Source organism: Jiangella aurantiaca, assembly GCF_004349105.1.
GTDB lineage: Bacteria > Actinomycetota > Actinomycetes > Jiangellales > Jiangellaceae > Jiangella > Jiangella aurantiaca.
On record NZ_SMLB01000040.1, the window covers coordinates 1 to 18,891 of the forward strand.

Sequence of the window (18,891 nt, forward strand, 5' to 3'; positions counted from 1 at the left end):
GCCCACCACCCCGCCCGCGCCGTACGCCGCGAGCACCAGGCCGAACACGACGTCGGAGGCGCCGGCCCAGCGGGTGATGATCAGTACCAGCAGCGCCTGGAGTCCGCCGATCACCAGGTTGCCGAGCAGGTTCGCCAGGCAGCCGCCGCGCAGCAACCGGTCGCGCCAGAGCCGCCGCACGCCGACCGCGATTTCCGAGCGCAGCGTCGACCCGGGCGGCCGGCTCGCCACGGCCACCGCCGACCGCGGCAGCGACGCGATCAGCGCCGCCGCCACCAGATACGTCGCCGCGTCCACCGCGAACGGCAACGCCACCCCGGCCGTCACCAGCAGGCCGGCCGCCGGCGCGCCGAGGAACGTGCCCGCCAGCGCCTGCCCGGTCATCAGCCGGGCGTTCGCCGAGGGCAGCGCCGTCCGCGGCACCAATGTCGGGAGGATCGCCGTCGCCGCGTTGTCGAACAGCGTCTGCAGCGTGGTCAGGGCGAACGCGAGCACCGCCAGCACGGCCAGGTGCGCCTGCCCGAACGCCAGCGCCGTCGCGAACGCCGCCACCAGGAGCCCGCGCGCGACGTCGACCGTCCACATCGCCCGGCGCCGGTCGACGCGGTCGGCAAGCGCGCCACCGAGCAGCCCGAACACCAGCCAGGGCAGATAACCGGCCGCCGACACCAGCGACAGCAGGAACGGCGACGTCGTCAGCCCGGCGGCGACCAGCGGCAGCGCGACGTTGCGCACGGCGTCGCCGAACCGGGACAGCACCGCGGCCGACCACAGGCGCCCGTACCCGCCGCGCCAGCGCACCGTCTGGCCGGCCTCCGCCAAGATCGTCATGGGCCGAACAGTAGTTCGACGGTCCGACAAGGTCCGGCCAACCCGTGATCATCGGGCAGCGGCCGGGATCAGCCCTCCTGCGGCGCCTCGGCGCCGGTGTAGAAAGCGGTCGTCCGGTCGGCGGCGGCTTGGGCGCCCTCGGGGGTGGCGAACCCTGCCGCAACGTTGGCGTCCCGCCACCGCTCGCTGGCCTCGGCGACGAACCGCTTGCCGTCGTCGGACATGGTCCAGGCCTCGACCGCGTTCGGGTCGACGGCCTCGCCGCCCGACGCGAAATGCCGCGTCAGCCCAATCAGCGCGAGGTCCCAGCCGAGCCCGACGGCGCCGGGGCCGTAGAGGTCCCAGAAGGCGAGGCCCTCCTCGTCGACGAGTGCGATGTGCTCGAGCTCGAACCGGGTCCGCCCGTCGCCCTCGGGCGTGAGCCGGACCTCGATCCAGCTGGTCTGTCCGTTGAACTCCCACGTGGCGGCGAAGCTCTTGGGCGGGTCGCAGCGCTCGACGACGCCGCCGGCGTTGCCCTCGACCTGGTACCGTCCGCCGAGCTTCAGCTCGCCGCTCACGGGTGAGAACCAGCGCGGGATGCGCTCCTGGTTGGTCACCGCGTCCCAGAGGTCCTCGACCGCTGCGGGGTACGTCTGGCTGATGGTGACGGCGCGGGCCTCGCCGGCCTCGATGGTGCGCGAGCCGACCTGGCGGCGCACGGCGTTGATCTGCTGGACGACATCGATCATGGGGACTGCTCCTGGTCCGGGTCCTGGCCGGCCTGCTCCTGCAGGCGGCGTTGGCGCTTGCCCCTGGCCAGCTCGGTGGCCAGCGCGTCCAGAGGAGGGGTCCAGAATCGCCGGAAGCGGTCGAGCCACGCGTCGACGTCGCGGAGCGGGTCGGTGCTGACGGCGTACAGGCGGCGGGCGCCGTCAGGCCGCACGGTGGCGAACCCGGACTCGCGCAGCACCCTGAGATGCTGCGACACCGCCGGCTGCGAGATGCCGAACTCCTGCTGGATGACCGACGTGACGGCGCCGGAGGTCAGCTCGCCGTCGGCGAGCAGCTCCAGGATCCGGCGACGAACCGGGTCGCCGAGCACGTCGAAGGCATGCACATCCACAAGCTATCGCCGCTTACTTATATAAGTCAACGCTGTTGTTCGTCGCTTTGCGGCTCGATGGCCGGAGCGACCGGCGAGGCGGGGACGGTGACCGCAGTGTCCGCGGGCGACTGCTGCCGCCGGCTGCCGACCAGGAACGGTGCCGCCAGCAGCTGGATGGCGGCGCCGATCCCCAGCGACGCGCCGTAGCCGTACACGTCGGCGGCGCGTCCGAGAACGGGCTGGATGACGACGCCGCCGGTGTTGCCCATCAGCGAGTCGAACGAGAGCACCGTCGCCCGCTGCTTCGACGGGATCATGTCGTTGAGGTACGCCTGCCGGATCGGCATCTCGGCGGCGAAGATCAGCGCCCAGACCACCAGCAGGAGCAGCGCGACCCAGAACACCTCGGTGATGCTCAGCAGCCCGAGGATGACGGCGCTGATCACCGTCCCCAGGATGAGCGCGGTGGTCCGCTTCCGGAACAGCCCACGGGCGTGCGGCGCGACGTACCCGCCGACCACCTGCGCACCGGCGACGACTGCAGCGGCCAGGCCGGCAATCGAGTACGCGTCCGGGTCCCCGTAGAGCTCCAGCAGGTACGGCTGCAGCGCGTAGAACGTGTAGATGCCGACGCCCGACGCGAACGGCGCGGCCAGCATGACCCAGCGCACCGGCGGATTACGCAGGCCATGCTCGATGGACGCTGACCAGATTCCGCGCACCGCCTGCCTGGTTCCGGCCGACCGGTCCGGGGTGAAGCCGAGGTCGCGCATCAGCAGGAAGGCGACGACGAACATCGCCAGCAGGACGCCGACGCGGACCAGGAACGGCACGCCCAGCGAGGTCGCCTGCGCGATCACGCCACCGGCGACCGACCCGCCCAGCATCGCCACGCCACTGACCATCTGGCCGCGGCCGAACACCGTCTCGAGGCTGCCGTCGTAGCCGGCGTAGTGCAGCGCGTCGACCAGCCACGCCTCGACCGCGCCGGAGAAGAACGTGAACCCCAGGCCGATGAACACCGAGACCACGGCCCACGCCCAGAACGGCGCGCTGATCTGCCACATCAGGTAGTACAGCGCGGTCGCTCCGGACAGCGTCAGCGTGCCGAGCAGATACGACGCCCGCCGCCCGACGGTGTCCGCGACGACCCCCGTCGGGACCTCGAAGAGCACCATGCCGGCGGTGAAGAACGCGTTGGCGGCGAACGCCTCCAGGTTGCTCAGCCCGGCGTCGAGCAGGAACAGCGTGTTGATACCCCAGATGAATGACGCGGCCAGCGTGTTGCCGAGCATGAGCGTGATGTAGACACCCTGGATGCGGCGGGCCTGCGAGTTCATCGGAGCGGTGTCCTCTCGTCCAGTCGTCTCGTCGCGACTGCCTTGCTACAAGCGCACACAGCCCCGAACTATGCCCGACGGGCCCGAACCGCCGCATCCACCGGCCGAGAGTCAGGCCGTGCACACCACCCCGAAGCACTGGGCCGCCTCGGCGTTGCCGCTGGCCCGGTTGCTACGCACGACGGTTACGTGCCGATGCCGCGCTCGTCCAGCACCTGCTCCAGCAGCGTCGGCCGGTCGGTCATGATGCCGTCGACGCCGAGGTCGATGAGCCGTTCCATCTCCGCGCGGTCGTTGATGGTCCAGACGTGGACGGCGAGGCCCCGGCGGTGCGCGTCGGCGACGAAGTCGGCCGTCACCACCGGGATGCCCGACTGCGACGGCGGCACCTGCAGCGCGTGGTGCCCGTGCAGCGTGATGCCGGTCAGCGGGCCGAGCGTGTTCAGCCAGAACGCCGTCGCCTGTTCGGAGCCCGGCGACGTGCTGACGTCACGGTTGTACAGCTTGAACCGGGTCACGGCGCTGTCGGAGAACGAGGCGACGATGGTGTCTGTGCCGCGGCCGAACTCACGCAGCAGTTCCGCCATCGACCGCTCGTACGGCGACGTCTCGGGCCGGGTCCGCTTGATCTCGACGTTGAGCAGCACGTCGGGGAACGCCTCGAGCACCTCGCGCAGCGTCGGGATGCGGAAGTCAGCCGCCGTGTACCCGTCAGGCGCCGGCCGCTCGCCCGTCGCGACGCCGCGGAACACGTAGTCGCCGGGCGCGCCGTTGTGGCAAGTGCCGCAGCCGGGGACGAACCAGTGCGCGGCGTCCAGCGCCCGGATCTGCACCAGCGTCAACCGGTCGACCCGGCCGGTGCCGTTCGTGGTGCGGTCGACAGTGGTGTCGTGCAGCACGACCAGCTCGCCGTCGGCCGTCGCGTGGACGTCCAGCTCGAGCACGTCGGCGCCCTTGTCGGCCGCCGTCTTGAACGCGTAGAGGGTGTCGGACGGCGCCTCGATCTCGCCGCCCTGGTGCGCGATGTTGAGGACGCGCCGCTCCAGCCACGGGTTCTCCGCGACCGGAGCCGCCACGCCCGCCGTCGTCGGGATGAGGGCCGCAGCGACGGCGCCGGCGCCCAGAAGACCGGTGAGCCTGCTCATGGGCGAACGGTAGTGCGCACCGGTGACAGTTGCGCCGACGCGAGATGAACGTCGGACCCGACGGGTACGGTCGCCGCCATGACGACCTACCCCAGCGTGCTGCAGACCGTGCTGGACACCACCGACGCGCGCGGACTGGCGGAGTTCTACCGGCAGCTGCTCGGCTACGTGTACCGGCCCGGCGACGAGACCCCCGACCCCGCCGGCGACGACTGGCTGGTCCTGCTCGACCAGGACGGCCACCGCCGGCTCGCCTTCCAGCAGGTCGACCAGCTGACGCCGTCGACGTGGCCGGACGGCGCGGTCCCGCAGCAGCTGCACCTCGACATGACCGTCCCGTCGCTGGAGGAGCTGCTGCTCCAGCACGACCGTGTGCTGGAGCTGGGCGGCCGGATGCTCTTCGACCGCATCGACCACCCGCAGGAGCCGCTGCGCGTCTACGCCGACCCGTCCGGCCACCCGTTCTGCATCTTCGTGGCCTGACGGCGGCGGTCGCCACGGATCCGCCGCGCCGTCGCGAGCAGCCCGCCGCCGACCAGCGCCGCGAGGACCGCCCGGCCCAGCGGGCCGTCGGCGTAGAACAGCAGGGCGATGGCCAGCATCACGGCGATTTCGGTGACGGCGTACCGCCGCCGCTCGTGCCGCATCGCCCGCGACACCACGCCGGCACCGCACAGCGTCGCCACCACGATCATCACGACGATCAGCGCCAGCGGCCCCGGGTCGCTCCAGTAGCGAGCCACGACCATGCCGACGCCCGCGCCCGAGGCGCCTGGCCCGGCGATGGCCGCGGCGGGCAGCGCCCAGGCCGGCCACGTGTGGCCGTCGAGCGGCGGCGCGTCCCGGGTGTCCGTCACGTCCGCAGTGTCGCAGCCCGGCCGGACACTTGGGTCCGCCTCCCCACCCGAGTTGATCTTGGAGTTGTTCGGCCAATGAAGGGCGAAACGTCCGATTGATACCCGAACAACTCCAAGATCAACGTCGACAGGGGTGGGCGTGTCTATCGGCGGGTGGACGGCGACCGCTGGCCGAGGCGCTCGGCGAGGAAGTCCTCCCACGTCCGCGTCCCGCGGTCGGCGCCGTCCAGCGTGAGGTTGTCGCCGTCCCGGTAGGCGCGGCCCACCTTGCCGGGCAGCCGCACCGGCAGCAGCACCCGCCGCTTGCCGGTCGCACGCAGGTACGAGCGCAGCAGATCGCCCATAGGCGCGACCCGCGGTCCGGCGAGGTCGGCGACCAGCCCGGCCGGCTCGCCGAGAGTCAGCTCGGTCAGCCGCGCGGCCACGTCACGCGCGTCGACGGGCTGGAAGCGCAGGCCGCCGGGCACCGGGACGACCGGCAGCTTCGCCATCCCGGCGGCCGTCTTCAGCACCAGGTCGTGGAACTGGGCGGCGCGCAGGATGGTCCACGGGACGCCGGAGCCGGTCACGGCCTGCTCAGCTGCGAACTTCATGCGGAACCAGGCGAGCGGTACCCGGTCCGCGCCGATCACCGAGATGTGCACGAGATGCCGTACGCCCGCGTCCGCGGCGGCCCGCGTGAGTCGCGCCGTCGCCTCCTCGTCGCCTTTGGTCCCGCCAACCAGGTGCAGGATCGTGCCGACGCCGTCGACGGCGGCCGCGACGGCGCGATCGGCATCATCCGAGCGCAGGTCGGCCGCCACGTACTCGACACCGTCCGCCGGCTCGTGCGGCGTGCGGCTGAGCACCCGGACGTTGCGGCCGGCCGCGACCAGCCGTGGCACGATGAGGCGTCCGAGGGTGCCGGTACCGCCGGTCACCAGAAGGGGTGTGGTCACTGTCAGCTCCAGTTCTCTGCCGAAGAGGCTCTCTACTGCGCTGACCCGCGGCGACGGAGATATGTGACCGGATGAGCGAGGAAGTCTTCGAGCGACATCGGCCGCACCTGCGCGCCGTCGCGTACCGCATGCTGGGCTCGCTCACCGAGGCCGACGACGCCGTCCAGGAGACCTGGCTGCGCTACCAGCGCACCGACACCTCTGACGTCGAGAACCTCGGCGCCTGGCTGACGACGGTCGCCGGCCGGGTGTGCCTCAACCTGCTGCGGTCGCGGACCACCCGGGGCGAGGTGCCGTTGGACGACAGCGAGCCCGAAGTGCGTCTGCCCGATCCGATCGTCAGCCCGCTGAGCGGCCCCGATCCGGAGCAGGAGGCGCTGCTGGCCGACTCCGTCGGCCTGGCCATGCAGGTCGTCCTGGACACCCTGAGCCCGGCCGAGCGGCTGGCGTTCGTGCTGCACGACCTGTTCGCCGTCCCGTTCGACGACATCGCGCCGCTGGTCGAGCGGTCCCCCGCGGCGACCCGGCAGCTGGCCAGCCGGGGCCGGCGCCGGGTCCAGGACGCCGCCCCCACGCCCGACGCCGACCTCGCCGGGCAGCGGGCCGCGGTCGACGCGTTCTACGCGGCCGCCCGCGACGGCGACTTCGACGCGCTGGTGACGGTGCTCGACCCCGAGGTGGTGCTGCGCGCCGACGGCGGCGCGCACCCGACCCGGCCGACGGTGCTGCTGCGCGGCGCCCGGACGGTCGCCGGTCAGGCGACACTGGCCCGGAGGCTGGCCCAGCACGTGCGGCCGGCGCTGGTCAACGGCACAGCCGGCGCGGTGGCCGTCATCGGCGGGCGGGTGTTCGCGGTGATGGCCTTCACCGTCGTCGACCGCCGGATCACCACGATCGACATTTTCAACGACCCGGACCGGCTGGGCGGCATCGACGCCGGCGCCTTCGCCATCTGACCGTCCGGTCCCGGTTCGCTCAGGTCCGCAGCGCGAAGACCGGCCGGCTCCAGCCGGTGTCCTCGACGCCGTCGTCGAGGGCGGCGCCGATCGCGCGTTCCTCGTAGCGGAAGTGCGACTCCATGATCGCGGCCAGGCCGTCGAGCTCGCGCTGGATCGCGGCCCGCCGGTCCGACGTCGCCTCCTCCGACTCCGCCGCGAGGTCGCGGACGGTGCCGATGATGTCCGCGATCAGCCGGTGGTCCTCGCGCAGCGCGGCGACGGTGGCGGCGAGGTCGGGACGGGCGCGGACGAGCTCGGCGAACAGGCCGGTGTCCTCGCCCTCGTGGTGGGTGGTGAGCGCCGAGCAGAAGCCCAGGCAGTGGGTCAGCAGGTCGTCGGAGCCGTCGCGCAGGTCACGCAGCCGCGCGCGGAGCGTCGCGTGCGCGTCGGCGAGCTGGCGGCTCCAGGCGATCTTGTGCGAGCCAGTCTCGTCCATCGTCCCAGATGATCAGCCGAGCGCCGGGAATGCAACCCGCATGCGGCGGCCCGGCTAGGTTCCGCGATCACGACGAGGTGACGGCGAGCCTCGCCGCCACCGGCTACCGGGTGACGGACGTGCGCGACGCGCCGGACCGGCCGGGCCGCGAGTTCGTCTTCCTCGCCGAGCGCGCGCCTTGACCGGCGGCGACCCACAGGCCTGGAATCAGCACCGCACCGACGGCGACGTGCATCAGCGTCAGGTACACCCGGGTCTCCGCAGGCGCGTCCGCGGTCAGCGGGCCGCCGAGCGACAGCAGCAGGACCGCCAGCGCGATACCGGTCCACGTGCGGCGGGCGTCGCCGGTCCGCCGCCACAGCAGGATGAGCAGCCCCCAGCCCGCCAGCGACATGCCCAGCGCGGCGCCCAGGACGAGCGGCAGCCCGACGTCCATCGTCCAGCCGCCGGTGGTGACCTCGAGGTCGGCCCCGGCGATCGACGCGACGGCCCACGGCACGGCCGCCGCCACCGTCGCCCCCGCGACCGCCAGCGCGGCCCATCGCCGGTCCGGGGCGCCGGCCGTCGTCTCTTCCGTCGTCATGGTGTTCCTCCTGCTGTCACTCTGGTGGCGATGCCTGGACTGCAGTACGACGACGCAGCCGGTCTGGACGTCAGGCCTCACATACCGGCGCGCTGTCTCGTCGGATCAGGAAGGGACCCCGAGACCGAGGAGGTCGCACCATGACCGAGCGATCCGGACCGGGCGCGGACCGGCTCGATCCCGGCCTCGCCGCGATCATGAGCGAACGGCGTCACCTGATCAACCTCGCGTACCGGATGCTCGGCTCGCTGGCCGACGCCGAGGACGTCGTCCAGGAGACGTACACCCGCTGGTACGCGATGTCGCCGGAGCAGCAGGAGGCCATCGAGTCCCCCGGCGCATGGCTGACCAGGGTCGCGAGCCGGATCTGCCTGGACCTCCTGGGCTCGGCGCGAGCCCGGCGGGAACGCTACGTCGGCGAGTGGATCCCCGAGCCGGTGCCGGACCGGACGGAGTGGGTCGGCGGGCTCGCGCCGAGCGGCGCCGCGGGCGACCCGGCGGATCCCGCGGACCGCGTCACGCTCGACGAGTCGATCAGCATGGCCTTCCTGGTCGTCCTCGACTCGATGACGCCCGCCGAGCGGGTCGCGTTCGTCCTGCACGACGTCTTCCGCTACCCGTTCGCCGAGGTCGCCCATATCGTCGGCCGCACGCCCGCGGCCTGCCGCCAGCTGGCCTCATCCGCCCGCCGCCGGCTCCGCGCCGCCCAGGCGCCGGCGGCCCCGTCCGCCCGGCGCGCCGGCCTCGTCCGCGAGTTCAAGCAGGCATGGGAGGCCAAGGACATCGAGGCGCTCATCAGCCTGCTCGACCCGCAGGCGGTCGCGATCGCCGACGGAGGCGGCCGCGCCAGCGCCCTCGAGCCGCTCGAGGGCGGCGAGCCGATCGCACGCGCCCTGGTCGAGCTCGCGGCGAGAGCGCCCGATCTGGTGTTCCTGGAGCGGACGGTGAACGGCCAGCCCGGTCTCGTGCTCCAGCAGGACGGGGTCGTCGGGACGGTGCTGGCCTTCGACGTCGCCGGCGACCGGATCACCCGCGTCTGGGCGGTCCGGAACCCGGAGAAGCTCCGCCCCTGGACGACCTGACACCGTCCCCTTCCATGTCGCCCTCCGTGACGGACCGGCCACGGAGGGCGACGAACTACCGATCATGCGAACACTTGTTCGATACTAGCGACATGACGTCTGCTCGTTGGCTGGAAGATCCTCCGCTCGACCTCCTCGAGATCGACCCAGGGCGGCTGGAGATCAAGCTCCGGGCCTACGCCGAGCCGTCCGGTCTCTACACCGCCGTGCCCATCGTCATGGGCGACCGGTCGAGCCGGCGGGTGCAGGGGCGGCTGGTCGCCTGGGGACGGCGACGAGGTGAGTACCGGTGGCGCTACCTGCTGGTCGTCTGGCCCGACCGCCAGGCCGACGCGCAGGGCCGGCTGGCCTGGCGCTGGCGCTCCGGCTGGTGCGTGTTCGACCCGCGCCGGGTCCGGCCGGCGCACCGGTCCGAGGTGGTGCACGGCGGCGCGACGGACGCCGCGGACCTTTCCGCCGCCATCCGCCGCGCCCTGCCGGCCGGCCTCGAGCTGGCGCCACCGCCGGAGGCATACCACTGACCACGCCGGGCGAGCCGGGCCGCGCCGGGCGTCAGGCCGGGACGTAGGTGAGCGTCACGACACCGGTCGCGCTCCGCTCCACCGCCGCCAGGTCCAGGTGGTGCGGCGCGGAGCCCGGCCGGAACAGCGGCTCGCCGCTGCCGTGCAGCATCGGGAAGACCGACACAGCCAGCTCGTCCACCAGTCCGTGGTCGAGCAGCGTGCGCGCCAACCGGCCGAAGCCGTAGACGACCAGGTCGCCGTCGCCCTGCTGCTTGAGCTCGGCGACCGCGCCGACCGGGTCGTCACCGACGACAACCGAGTTCGTCCATGTCGTGGTCGTGAGCGTCGACGAGAACACGTACTTGCGGATCTCGTTGACGCGGTCCGGGTACGGCCCGGTCTCATTCGGCCACGACTGCACGAAGTACTCGTACGTGGTGCGGCCCATCAGCATCGCGTCGCTGCGTTGCAGCTGTGCCAGCGACTTCTCGCCGGCCTCGGCGTCGAAGTACGGGAACGCCCACGACCGCGGGTTGCCGTGCACGCCGTCGAGTGTGACCAGGCAACCGACTCTGAGCTTGCGCATCGTTCCTCCATCATCGTGTCTGAGCAGTGCCGTCTCTATCGACCGGCTCGTCGACCGGGAGGAATCGCGATTCCTTTCCGGGCCGGCGCCGGTCTGTACGAGGTGGAGCGCGGCACGATGTTGCGAGGAGGACCATGCGAGGCGGAGACGAGTTCATGGGGCGAGCCGAGGGTTATCGGCGGGAGCTGCTCGCGCACTGCTACCGCATGATGGGCTCCCTCGACGACGCCGAGGACCTGGTGCAGGAGACGTACCTACGCGCCTGGCGGTCGTACGACGGGTTCGAGGAGCGGTCGTCGCTGCGCACCTGGCTGTACCGCATCGCGACGAACGCCTGCCTGAACGCGCTGCAGCGCAGCGACCGGCGGGCGGTCCCCGTCGGGCTGGGCACCGGACCGGGCGGCGGGCCGGAGAGCCCGGCCGCAGGGGTGGGCTGGCTGCAGCCGCTGCCCGACGAATTGGTCACGCCGGAGTCCGCCGACCCCGCCGCCGTCGCCGTCGTACGTGACGGGGTCCGGCTCGCGCTGATCGTGGGACTGCAGCACCTGACGCCGGGGCAGCGGGCCGTCCTGATCCTGCGCGACGTGCTGGCTTGGCCGGCGGCGGAGGTCGCGACGGCGCTGGACCTCGAGGTCGGCGCGGTGAAGAGCCTGCTGCAGCGGGCCCGGGCGCGACTGCGCGAGGTGACGCCGTCGATGGACGATGTGCTCGAACCCGACCACCCGCGGGCCCAGGAGCTGCTGGAGCGGTACATGACGGCGTTCGAGACGGCCGACGCCCGCGCGTTCGAGGAGGCGCTGCGGGCCGACGCCGTCCTCGAGATGCCGGCCGCGGCGATGTGGTTCGCTGGAAAGGTCGCCTGCGTGGAGTACCTGATGAGCGAGGTCGTCGGTGCGCCGGGCGATTGGCGCAAGCTGCCGACGGTGGCGAACGGCCAGCCGGCGTTCGGCGCGTACCACCGCGACGGCTCGGCGTTCGGGCTCGCGGTGCTGACGGCGACGCCTGCGGGGATCGCGCGCGTCACCGTCTTCGCCGGTGCTGACCTGCTGCCGCGGTTCGGCCTGCCGGCGTCGCTCGCGTGACGCCGGCCGGCCGCTGACCCCGTCGTCACCCGATGAACTCCTTCGCGAACCGCCGGATCGCCTCCGGGTCGGTCGCCTCGTGGAAGCCGACGATGAGCTGCTGGACGCCGGCCTCCTCGTAGGCCGCGATGCGGTTCCCGACCGTTTCGGCGGTCCCGTACAGCAGGTAGTCCGCGAAGTCGCCCGGGTAGAACGCGCCCATCGCCGGCGAGAGCGCGGCCTGCGCCTCCTCATCGGAGCCGGCGATGAGGCAGGCCGTGGTGGCGGTGCGCAGGATGGTGTCGTAGTCGCGCTTCGCCGTCTCGCAGTGCTCGCGCAGGATCGCGAACTTCCGCGCCGCCTCGGCCGGCGAGACCATGACGTTGCAGGCGTCGGCGTACTCCGCGACGATCTTGAGCGTCACTCGTTCGCCGCCGCCGGCGATCATCAGCGGGATCGTCGGCTGCTGGACGCCGCGCGGGAACGTCGTCGGGTGCTCCCACATTCTTCTGATGGTCCGCACCCCGTCGCGCAGCGCTCGCAGCCGGCCGGGTGCGTCGCCGAACTCGTATCCGAACGCCTCGTAGTCTGGCTGGTACCAGCCGGCGCCCATGCCGAGCGTCAGCCGCCCGCCCGACAGCACGTCCACCGTCGACGCGATCTTCGCCTGCAGCGCGGGGTTGCGGTAACTGTTGGAGCTGACCAGCGGCCCGATCCGGATCCGGTCGGTGTGCCGAGCCAGCGCCGCCAGCATCGACCACGACTCGAACGCGTACCCCTGCGACGGTGGGATCGTCTGCAGGTGGTCCGGGAGCCATGCCGCCGCGAAGCCGCACTCCTCCGCCGTCCGGGCGAGCTCGAGGACCCGCTCCGCAGCCTCGACCGGGTCGCCGTCCGCACCCAGCTCGCCGCCGAACCCGACCGGCAGGAAGATGCCGAATTCCAGGGACATGCCGATTCCTTCCGTCCGCGCCGCTGTGTTGCGGTCGCTGATCGGACAGACCGGCGAGGTGTTCCGGAGGAATCGGCCCGGCCTCAGATGCACGAAGGGGCCGGCCTGGGCCGACCCCGTTCGCTCCCTGCGGTTCGGCCTCAGCCGAACTGGTGCAGGGCAGCACCCAGAATCGAGGAGATCACCACGCCCAACGGCCACAGATCCCTCAGGATCTGGCCGATGACCTCGGTGTACTGACGCAGCTTTCGTAGCCTGCTCAGCAGCGTTCCTCGCCTGTTGTCGTGGTTCACTTGGATTCCTCCCAAGTGCTGAGGGCACCGGTGAACCGCTCTAACAGCCCGCCCGGTAGCCCATCTCTGGACTACGCCGGGCGGATTCCCGATGTAGTTAGCCGACCAGAATGACAGGGAGACAGTCGCCACGTCAACTGCTAGCCTTGTACACGGCCAGGGGAGGTGCTCTAACACCGACGATCCCGGCTAGGCCCCGGTGCGTGCTGTCGTGGTTCCGCGCCGGGGCTTCTTGCGTCGTGGCTGTCGCTGTTGGAATGCCGCCGCAGCGAGACCGGTTGCCCCTAGCGAAGGCACCGTCCGTTGAAGGGATGCGACAACCCGATGAAGGCGATCGTGCACGACGAGTCCGGCCCCGCCGACGTTCTCCGGCTCACCGAGCGGCCTGTTCCTGATCCCGGTCCCGGCGAGGTGCGGGTGCGCGTCGTCGTCTCGGGGGTGAACCCGACCGACTGGAAGTTGCGCAGCGGCGGCTACGGCGCCCTCTCGGGAACCGAGGCTGTGCCGAACCAGGACGGGTCAGGCGTGATCGCGGCGGTCGGCGACGGGGTCGGCGGACTGGCCGTGGGCGATCGCGTGTGGGTGACGCTGGCGGCGTACCAGCGTCCGGACAACGGGACGGCACAGGAGTTCATCGTCGTGCCGGTGGAACAGGCGTTCCCGCTGCCCGACGGCGCCGGCTTCGACCTGGGCGCGGCGGTGGGCATTCCGGCGATCACGGCGCACCGGGCGCTGACGGTCGCCGAGGACGGGCCGGCGCGGCTGAGCCCCGGCGCGCTCGACGGCCGTGTGGTGCTCGTGGCAGGCGGTGCGGGCGCCGTCGGCAATGCCGCGATCCAGCTCGCCCGCTGGGCCGGCGCGACCGTGATCGCGACGGTCAGCTCGGACGCGAAGGGCGCGCTGGCCACGTCCGCCGGCGCCCACCACGTCGTGCAGTACGGCGGCGGGGCCGACGTCGCGGCCGCCGTCCGCTCGATCGCTCCCGACGGCGTCGACCTCGTCGTCGAGGTGGCCGCGGGCGCCAACGCCGCGACCGACACCGCCGTCCTGAAACCGCGCGGCACGGTCTCGATCTACGCCAACAACGGCGACCAGCCGTTCAACGTCAACGTGCGCGAGTACATGGGCCTGAATGCGCGGCTGCAGTTCGTACTGCTGTACACGGTCGGCTGGGATAAGCTCCGCGCCGCCGGCGACGACGTCAACGCCGCGATCGCCGCCGGCGCGCTCCGCATCGGCGACGACGCCGGCCTCCCGCTGCACCGCTTCGCGCTGGAGCAGACCGCCGACGCCCACCGCGCCGTCGAGGACGGCGCCACCGGCAAGGTCCTCATCACCGTCGCCGACGCCTGAGCCGGCACGCGGCCTGCGCGCCGCGTCAGCTCCTGGGCCGCTGGCACAACGCCCGGTGCAGGCGGATGTCCTGCTGGATCTGGCGAGGCACCGGCCAGCACCGGCGTTCCAGTTCGTCCGCGTATGCCTCCAGAGCACGCAGGCTCTCCCGGCGAGCGGCGGCCCGCGCACCCGGGTCGTTCACCTTCTGCGCCGACTGTCTGCGTTGTTCCGCCCGCGCAGTGAGAATGTCCGCGAACAGGGCGCCCAGCGGATGCGGAAGGACGTTGGGCGCGGTCACGGCGGTCCACTCGCCGACGCGATGGCTGCCAGGATCTGGTTGGCGTCGATCGCCGGCCCGACGACGAGCCGCAGCACGGCATGCCGGATCTCGACCGTCTCGACGAACCGTGCGTGGCCGCCCGGCATGGGCTCGAAGTGGCCCGCCTCCGACAGCACGACGATGATCGGATCGTCAGGAGCCAACTGCTCCGCACGCTGCGCCGCATCCAGCAGCGTCATGCCAACGCGAGCCGTGTCCGCCGAGTCGAGGGCGTCGGCGGAGAAGGAGAACGCACCTGCCCAGCGGCGGAGGAAGATCGCCAACGCCAGTGCGCGCGAGTCGGGCTTACGCGTCAACATCGACGACACAGTCGTGGCCGGCCTGCTCCGGCGGACGTCGGTCCCCTGCGGCTCACGAGGGCACGGCCTGAGCCATCGGCCACGTCAGGAGCGCATCCGAGTCCTCGGCATCGGCCCACCCAGCCTCGGCCGCCGTCAGCACATCGCTGGCGGTGATGCGGTTGTCCCAGTCGACGATGCGCGCGAATGCCCGAGCCGCCGTCTCGGGGTGGCTGTCGGGCGGTACGACGAGCAGATCGATGCGGGCGCGGCCGTCGCGTCCGCTCAGGCTCACCATGTTCGGGTCGATCGCGCGGTACGAGGCCACCCGAATGATCCGGCCGGCGATCAGGAGCTGCTGCCCCGTGCTACTCCAGGTCTTCCGGCTGAAGGAAACCCATTCGGTCCTGAATCCCCTGCTGTCCAGGGACGCGATGACGGCGGGCAGTTCCGCACCGAGATCGTTGGAACGGGGCCACCACACGCCGTGCAGACTCGGATCCTGGCCCGGCCGGGACACGCGGTAGGCGACTCGCGTCGCTGAATCATCGGGGAGATGTGTACTGAGGAACTGGCGCATGAGCGCGGCCAATCTCCGGCCTCTGCGGCCGACGTACCTGGTGTCGGCGCGGCTGGGGACCGACCTGCCCACATATCAGCGCCTAGGGTCTGAGCGTACACCTTGGTCACGGGAGGCTGCGGCTACCTGACCTGACCAGATGCCCTGGCCGCGCTGACCCGATTCCACGGCCGCGCCCACCCCATGCCGCCGCCGCGCACCCGCGCCGCAGCCCACGCCGCACTATTCGAGGAGGCCGCGGATGTCGTCGACGTCGAGGCGGCCGCCGAAGGCGTTGCCGTCGTCCATGACGCTCGCCGACAGCTTGGCCTTGCGGTCCTTGAGCGCCATGACTTTCTGCTCGATGGTGTCGGCGGCGATCAGCCGGTACACCATGACGTTGCGGGTCTGGCCGATGCGGTGCGTGCGGTCGACCGCCTGGGCCTCCGTCGCCGGGTTCCACCACGGATCGAGGATGAAGCAGTAGTCGGCCTCGGTGAGGTTGAGCCCGAATCCGCCGGCCTTGAGGCTGATCAGGAAGACCGGCGCCGTGCCCTCCTTGAACTCCGCGATCACCTGCTCGCGGTGACGCGTGGACCCGTCCAGGTAGCAGTACTCGATGCCGGCCGCCTCGAGCCGTCCGCGCACCAGGCCGAGAAAGCCGGTGAACTGGCTGAACACCAGCGCCCGATGCCCGCCGTCGATGACGTCGCCGAGCTGCTCGATCAGCAGGTCGATCTTGGCGCTGGCGAGGTCGCGATGGTCCTCGTCCACCAGGCTGGCATGCAGGCTGAGCTGGCGCAGCAGGGTGAGCGACCGCAAGATCGTCAACCGGTTCTTGTCGACATCGTCGAGCAGGCCGAGCACGCGTTGCCGCTCCCGCTGCAGATGCTTGTCGTAGACCTTGCGGTGCTTCGGGTGCAGGTCGACCTCGAGCACCTGTTCCTGCTTCGCCGGAAGATCGGCGGCCACCTGTTCCTTTGTCCGGCGCAACACCAGTGGCCTGATGCGCCGCTTGAATTGCGCCAGCCGCTCGGCGTCGCCCTGCCGTTCGATCGGCCGGCTGTAGTACTCCTCGAACCGGCTCGGGTGCGGGAACAGGCCGGGTGCCGCGATGGACAGCTGCGACCACAGCTCCATCAGGTTGTTTTCCACCGGCGTCCCGGTGATCGCCAGCTTGACCGTCGCCGGCAGCCTCCGCGCCGCCTGGTACGTCTTGGACTGGTGGTTCTTCACGTGCTGTGCCTCGTCCAGCACGAGCCCGGACCACTGCGCTTGCCCGTACGCCTCGGCGTCGAGGCGCAGCAGCGTGTACGTGGTGACGACGATGTCCGCACCGGCGACCACCTGGTCGATCGTCTCGCCGCGGCGCCGCAGCGTGTCAGTGACCGGCACGACCGTGAGCCCGGGAGCGAAGCGGCCCGCCTCGGTCACCCAGTTCGATACCACGCTGGTCGGCGCGACCACGAGGAATGGCGGCATGTCGGGGTCGGCCTGCTTGGTATGGCAGATCAGCGCCAGCGTCTGCAGCGTCTTCCCAAGCCCCATGTCGTCGGCCAGGATCCCGCCGAGCCCGTTCTCCCACAAGAACGTCAGCCAGCGGTATCCGTCGAGCTGGTACGGACGCAGCTGCGCCCGCAACGTGCTCGGCGGCGCGACGGTGTCGTCGAGTTCGCCGAGTGCCAGCAGTCCCTGCACCTGCCGTTGCCAAGCGTCGGCCTGGTGCGTCACCACACCCAGCGCCGCCAGCTCCTCCCAGAGTCCGGCCTGGAACCGGCTGATCCTGGTCCCGTCGCCGGTGTGGTCGCCCAGCGCCCGAGCCTCGTCGATCAGCCGGCGCAGCGCCTGCAGCTCCGGCTTCTCCAACGAGAAGTACCCGCCGTCCGGGAGCAGCAGGTACGGCTCGTCCCGTGCCAGTGCCAGGAACAGGTCTGTGAACGGGACCTCCTGCCCCTCGGCGGTGATGTTCACACCGAGGTCGAACCAGTCGGTCTCGCCCGGTGCGGCCTCCGTCGACACGCCGATGACCACGGAGTCGCCGACCTCGCGGTAGTCGGCCGGCTCCCCCAACACCTCGACCTCGACGTCGTCCAGGTCGCGCAGCCGTGGCAGCGCCTCGGTGCTGAACCGCATGGTCTCGAGCCCGTCGAAACGACGGCGCGGAACCGGTGGACGTCCGCTCGGCCGCGTGCGCGAACCGGCACCGTTGTCGTCCCCGGCTGGGCCGAGATCCAACAATCCCGGATCCAAGCTGGCCAGCAGTGCCCGTTCCGCCGCCGGATCGCGGAACCCGTCATCGGCGCCGTCCGGGAACGGCTCGTCCAGCGCTATCCGCCTCGCTGCGTCGCCGACCTGGTAGCGCCACTCCCAGTCCAGCTCCAGCCCGTGGCCGTCGCCGTAGTCCGCCCGGGCGACGAGCGTCGGTCCGGAGATGTCGGGCGGCGTGAACGACTCGTCGGACGACACGACGGTCGTCAACCGCTGCAACCGCGGGACGTACTCGTCGCGGAACCGTTCCGCGTCGGCCGCGGGCACCACCAGCCGGCCGCCGTCGAGCGCCAACTGCTGCAACTGCTCGCCCGCCGGACGCTCGAGCTTGGCCAGACCGAAACGCCAGTTCTGCGGGTCATCCGTGGTCTCGAGGTTGTCGCGCGGCGCGTAGACGACGCCGTGTCCGTCGGCGCCGATGAAGCGGACCGGCACGACCTCGCGTTCCATGCGCTCGACGGTGAGGACGGGGACGATCACGAGGTCACTGTTCTTGCCTGTCGTGACGTCCAGCTCGAGCCGCGCCATGCGGTAGCCGTCGACGTCACCGGAGCGCTTCTTGCCATAGACGAGGCGGACGCCCAGCCTGGCGGCCTCGTCCAGCAGCGGCCACAGCTGGCTGGACTCGAACGCCGTCAGATCGAGGTCCTTCTCGTCCCGGCCGTACGGCGAGTAGTAGCCAGCGTCGTCCCGCCCGGCGTCGTAGAGCAGGAAGAACTGACGCAGCCAGCGCAACTGGTCAGCGGGGCCGGCGACGAGTTCGGGCCGATGCCGCAGTCTCGACCAATTCAGCTCGCCGGCCACCCAGCCGCTGCGTCCGGGCCGGACCAGCCTCGCCATCAGCCGCGGCTGCGTCCCGGCGGCGTCGTCCCACCTGCCGGTCGCCCGCGGCTTGCTGGACAGCGTCAACTGGACGGCGATCTCGACCGGGCCCGCCCCATCGGCGCTCGGCCTGGTGCCGTCGCCGAGGAGCGAGTCGAGCGACCGCTTCCAGTCCACCACCGGCTCCGGTTGGCGGCCCCGCACCGGCCCGCCGTCACTCAGCGCCGTCATGACCAGCGCGACGACGTGCTTGCAGTCGAAGCCGACCGGGCAGTTGCAGCGCCCCTCGACGAACACATAGTTACGCGGCCCGGCCGGCCTCACGAACGCGAGCGTCGAGTACGGCTGGCGAGCGCTGCCGACGACCCGGCCGGTGATGATGCCGTCGCTCGGCTCCCACTCGACCTCGATTGCGGCACCGCTCTGGGCGTACATCAGGCCGCGCACGAACGTGGACGGGTCCACCACCTTCAGCAGACCCGCGTCGTCGTTCGCTTGGATTCCCGGCCACATGTTGATCACGCTAGCCGCCCCCACCGACAGTCTCTCGGCAACGGGCCGGTCGATCCTCGCCGTTCATCGATGGCCAGCGCAGAC

At 71.5% G+C, this 18,891-nt stretch carries 20 protein-coding genes and 2 pseudogenes; 7 read left to right on the forward strand and 15 right to left on the reverse strand.

Annotated elements, in window-relative coordinates:
- The 5 genes from E1262_RS22265 to E1262_RS22285 all read right to left on the reverse strand — a co-directional run.
- Nucleotides 1–831 (reverse strand): MFS transporter (locus E1262_RS22265; protein ID WP_132105736.1); only part of this gene is annotated, 831 nt, incomplete at its 3' end.
- 68 nt (nucleotides 832–899) lie between these two features.
- A complete protein-coding gene (locus E1262_RS22270) occupies nucleotides 900–1,562 on the reverse strand; it encodes an SRPBCC family protein (protein WP_132105739.1) in 663 nt (220 codons plus the stop codon).
- Nucleotides 1,559–1,930, reverse strand: coding sequence for an ArsR/SmtB family transcription factor (locus E1262_RS22275; RefSeq protein WP_132105741.1), 372 nt, complete (start codon nucleotides 1,928–1,930; stop codon nucleotides 1,559–1,561). The genes E1262_RS22270 and E1262_RS22275 overlap by 4 nt, the downstream gene beginning before the upstream one ends.
- A gap of 32 nt (nucleotides 1,931–1,962) precedes the next feature.
- Nucleotides 1,963–3,258 carry an MFS transporter gene (locus tag E1262_RS22280; protein ID WP_132105743.1) on the reverse strand — a complete coding sequence of 432 codons (1,296 nt, stop codon included), beginning with the start codon at nucleotides 3,256–3,258 and terminating at the stop codon, nucleotides 1,963–1,965.
- A 185-nt stretch (nucleotides 3,259–3,443) separates the two neighbouring features.
- Nucleotides 3,444–4,403, reverse strand: coding sequence for a glycerophosphodiester phosphodiesterase family protein (locus E1262_RS22285; RefSeq protein WP_132105745.1), 960 nt, complete (start codon nucleotides 4,401–4,403; stop codon nucleotides 3,444–3,446).
- 78 nt (nucleotides 4,404–4,481) lie between these two features.
- Here E1262_RS22285 and E1262_RS22290 point away from each other — a divergent pair, with 78 nt between their 5' ends.
- Nucleotides 4,482–4,886 carry a VOC family protein gene (locus E1262_RS22290; protein WP_132105747.1) on the forward strand — a complete coding sequence of 135 codons (405 nt, stop codon included), beginning with the start codon at nucleotides 4,482–4,484 and terminating at the stop codon, nucleotides 4,884–4,886.
- Here the strand turns inward: E1262_RS22290 and E1262_RS22295 are convergent.
- Both E1262_RS22295 and E1262_RS22300 read right to left on the reverse strand, forming a co-directional pair.
- Entirely contained in the window at nucleotides 4,841–5,260 is a 420-nt protein-coding gene (locus E1262_RS22295; protein ID WP_132105749.1) for a hypothetical protein, read from the reverse strand. The two genes, E1262_RS22290 and E1262_RS22295, sit on opposite strands and share 46 nt — an antisense overlap.
- A 143-nt stretch (nucleotides 5,261–5,403) precedes the next feature.
- Complete coding sequence (locus E1262_RS22300) at nucleotides 5,404–6,198, reverse strand: SDR family oxidoreductase (protein WP_132105751.1); 795 nt, start codon at nucleotides 6,196–6,198, stop codon at nucleotides 5,404–5,406.
- 71 nt (nucleotides 6,199–6,269) lie between these two features.
- Between E1262_RS22300 and E1262_RS22305 the strand changes: the two genes are divergently transcribed.
- Nucleotides 6,270–7,154, forward strand: a complete 885-nt coding sequence (locus tag E1262_RS22305) for a sigma-70 family RNA polymerase sigma factor (protein WP_132105753.1) — start codon at nucleotides 6,270–6,272, stop codon at nucleotides 7,152–7,154.
- 19 nt (nucleotides 7,155–7,173) lie between these two features.
- Here E1262_RS22305 and E1262_RS22310 read toward each other — a convergent pair whose 3' ends face one another.
- Nucleotides 7,174–7,632: a hemerythrin domain-containing protein gene (locus E1262_RS22310; RefSeq protein ID WP_132105755.1), complete on the reverse strand. Its 459-nt coding sequence runs from the start codon at nucleotides 7,630–7,632 to the stop codon at nucleotides 7,174–7,176.
- Between the two features lie 56 nt (nucleotides 7,633–7,688).
- On the opposite strand from E1262_RS22310, the pseudogene E1262_RS32180 reads away from it, so the two are divergent.
- A pseudogene (locus E1262_RS32180) lies at nucleotides 7,689–7,814 on the forward strand (SAM-dependent methyltransferase); the annotation flags it as partial.
- 14 nt (nucleotides 7,815–7,828) lie between these two features.
- On the opposite strand, the pseudogene E1262_RS22320 reads toward E1262_RS32180, so the two are convergent.
- Nucleotides 7,829–8,215 (reverse strand): annotated as a pseudogene (locus tag E1262_RS22320) (DUF6069 family protein); the annotation flags it as partial.
- Nucleotides 8,216–8,355: 140 nt separating this feature from the next.
- Here E1262_RS22320 and sigJ point away from each other — a divergent pair.
- A complete protein-coding gene (gene sigJ / locus E1262_RS22325; protein WP_132105757.1) occupies nucleotides 8,356–9,297 on the forward strand; it encodes an RNA polymerase sigma factor SigJ in 942 nt (313 codons plus the stop codon).
- Nucleotides 9,298–9,389: 92 nt separating this feature from the next.
- Nucleotides 9,390–9,818 carry a hypothetical protein gene (locus tag E1262_RS22330; protein WP_132105759.1) on the forward strand — a complete coding sequence of 143 codons (429 nt, stop codon included), beginning with the start codon at nucleotides 9,390–9,392 and terminating at the stop codon, nucleotides 9,816–9,818.
- A 31-nt stretch (nucleotides 9,819–9,849) separates the two neighbouring features.
- Here E1262_RS22330 and E1262_RS22335 read toward each other — a convergent pair whose 3' ends face one another.
- Entirely contained in the window at nucleotides 9,850–10,386 is a 537-nt protein-coding gene (locus E1262_RS22335; RefSeq protein ID WP_132105761.1) for a dihydrofolate reductase family protein, read from the reverse strand.
- A 26-nt stretch (nucleotides 10,387–10,412) separates the two neighbouring features.
- On the opposite strand from E1262_RS22335, the gene E1262_RS22340 reads away from it, so the two are divergent.
- Complete coding sequence (locus tag E1262_RS22340) at nucleotides 10,413–11,468, forward strand: RNA polymerase subunit sigma-70 (protein ID WP_275261798.1); 1,056 nt, start codon at nucleotides 10,413–10,415, stop codon at nucleotides 11,466–11,468.
- A gap of 25 nt (nucleotides 11,469–11,493) precedes the next feature.
- On the opposite strand, the gene E1262_RS22345 is transcribed toward E1262_RS22340, so the two are convergent.
- Nucleotides 11,494–12,399 carry an LLM class flavin-dependent oxidoreductase gene (locus E1262_RS22345; RefSeq protein WP_132105765.1) on the reverse strand — a complete coding sequence of 302 codons (906 nt, stop codon included), beginning with the start codon at nucleotides 12,397–12,399 and terminating at the stop codon, nucleotides 11,494–11,496.
- A 140-nt stretch (nucleotides 12,400–12,539) separates the two neighbouring features.
- Nucleotides 12,540–12,692, reverse strand: a complete 153-nt coding sequence (locus E1262_RS30480) for a hypothetical protein (RefSeq protein WP_162606033.1) — start codon at nucleotides 12,690–12,692, stop codon at nucleotides 12,540–12,542.
- Between the two features lie 324 nt (nucleotides 12,693–13,016).
- Here E1262_RS30480 and E1262_RS22350 point away from each other — a divergent pair, with 324 nt between their 5' ends.
- Nucleotides 13,017–14,045 (forward strand): NADPH:quinone reductase, encoded by a 1,029-nt coding sequence (locus E1262_RS22350; RefSeq protein WP_132105767.1) that lies wholly within the window; start codon nucleotides 13,017–13,019, stop codon nucleotides 14,043–14,045.
- A 276-nt stretch (nucleotides 14,046–14,321) separates the two neighbouring features.
- Here the strand turns inward: E1262_RS22350 and E1262_RS22355 are convergent, their stop codons facing one another.
- The 3 genes from E1262_RS22355 to E1262_RS22365 all read right to left on the reverse strand — a co-directional run bounded on the left by E1262_RS22355 (nucleotide 14,322) and on the right by E1262_RS22365 (nucleotide 18,807).
- A complete protein-coding gene (locus E1262_RS22355) occupies nucleotides 14,322–14,630 on the reverse strand; it encodes a hypothetical protein (RefSeq protein ID WP_132105769.1) in 309 nt (102 codons plus the stop codon).
- An 88-nt stretch (nucleotides 14,631–14,718) separates the two neighbouring features.
- Complete coding sequence (locus E1262_RS22360; protein ID WP_132105771.1) at nucleotides 14,719–15,225, reverse strand: DUF5994 family protein; 507 nt, start codon at nucleotides 15,223–15,225, stop codon at nucleotides 14,719–14,721.
- A gap of 222 nt (nucleotides 15,226–15,447) precedes the next feature.
- Nucleotides 15,448–18,807 (reverse strand): DEAD/DEAH box helicase, encoded by a 3,360-nt coding sequence (locus E1262_RS22365; RefSeq protein WP_132105773.1) that lies wholly within the window; start codon nucleotides 18,805–18,807, stop codon nucleotides 15,448–15,450.
- Between the last annotated feature and the right edge of the window lie 84 nt (nucleotides 18,808–18,891).

Coding starts and splice junctions, on each gene's coding strand:
- E1262_RS22350 (WP_132105767.1), top strand. CDS start 13,017: ATGAAGGCGATCGTGCACGACGAGTCCGGCCCCGCCGACGTTCTCCGG.
- sigJ (WP_132105757.1), top strand. CDS start 8,356: ATGACCGAGCGATCCGGACCGGGCGCGGACCGGCTCGATCCCGGCCTC.
- E1262_RS22330 (WP_132105759.1), top strand. CDS start 9,390: ATGACGTCTGCTCGTTGGCTGGAAGATCCTCCGCTCGACCTCCTCGAG.
- E1262_RS22365 (WP_132105773.1), bottom strand. CDS start 18,807: ATGTGGCCGGGAATCCAAGCGAACGACGACGCGGGTCTGCTGAAGGTG.
- E1262_RS22360 (WP_132105771.1), bottom strand. CDS start 15,225: ATGCGCCAGTTCCTCAGTACACATCTCCCCGATGATTCAGCGACGCGA.
- E1262_RS22280 (WP_132105743.1), bottom strand. CDS start 3,258: ATGAACTCGCAGGCCCGCCGCATCCAGGGTGTCTACATCACGCTCATG.
- E1262_RS22285 (WP_132105745.1), bottom strand. CDS start 4,403: ATGAGCAGGCTCACCGGTCTTCTGGGCGCCGGCGCCGTCGCTGCGGCC.
- E1262_RS22345 (WP_132105765.1), bottom strand. CDS start 12,399: ATGTCCCTGGAATTCGGCATCTTCCTGCCGGTCGGGTTCGGCGGCGAG.
- E1262_RS22270 (WP_132105739.1), bottom strand. CDS start 1,562: ATGATCGATGTCGTCCAGCAGATCAACGCCGTGCGCCGCCAGGTCGGC.
- E1262_RS22310 (WP_132105755.1), bottom strand. CDS start 7,632: ATGGACGAGACTGGCTCGCACAAGATCGCCTGGAGCCGCCAGCTCGCC.
- E1262_RS22290 (WP_132105747.1), top strand. CDS start 4,482: ATGACGACCTACCCCAGCGTGCTGCAGACCGTGCTGGACACCACCGAC.
- E1262_RS22335 (WP_132105761.1), bottom strand. CDS start 10,386: ATGCGCAAGCTCAGAGTCGGTTGCCTGGTCACACTCGACGGCGTGCAC.
- E1262_RS22305 (WP_132105753.1), top strand. CDS start 6,270: ATGAGCGAGGAAGTCTTCGAGCGACATCGGCCGCACCTGCGCGCCGTC.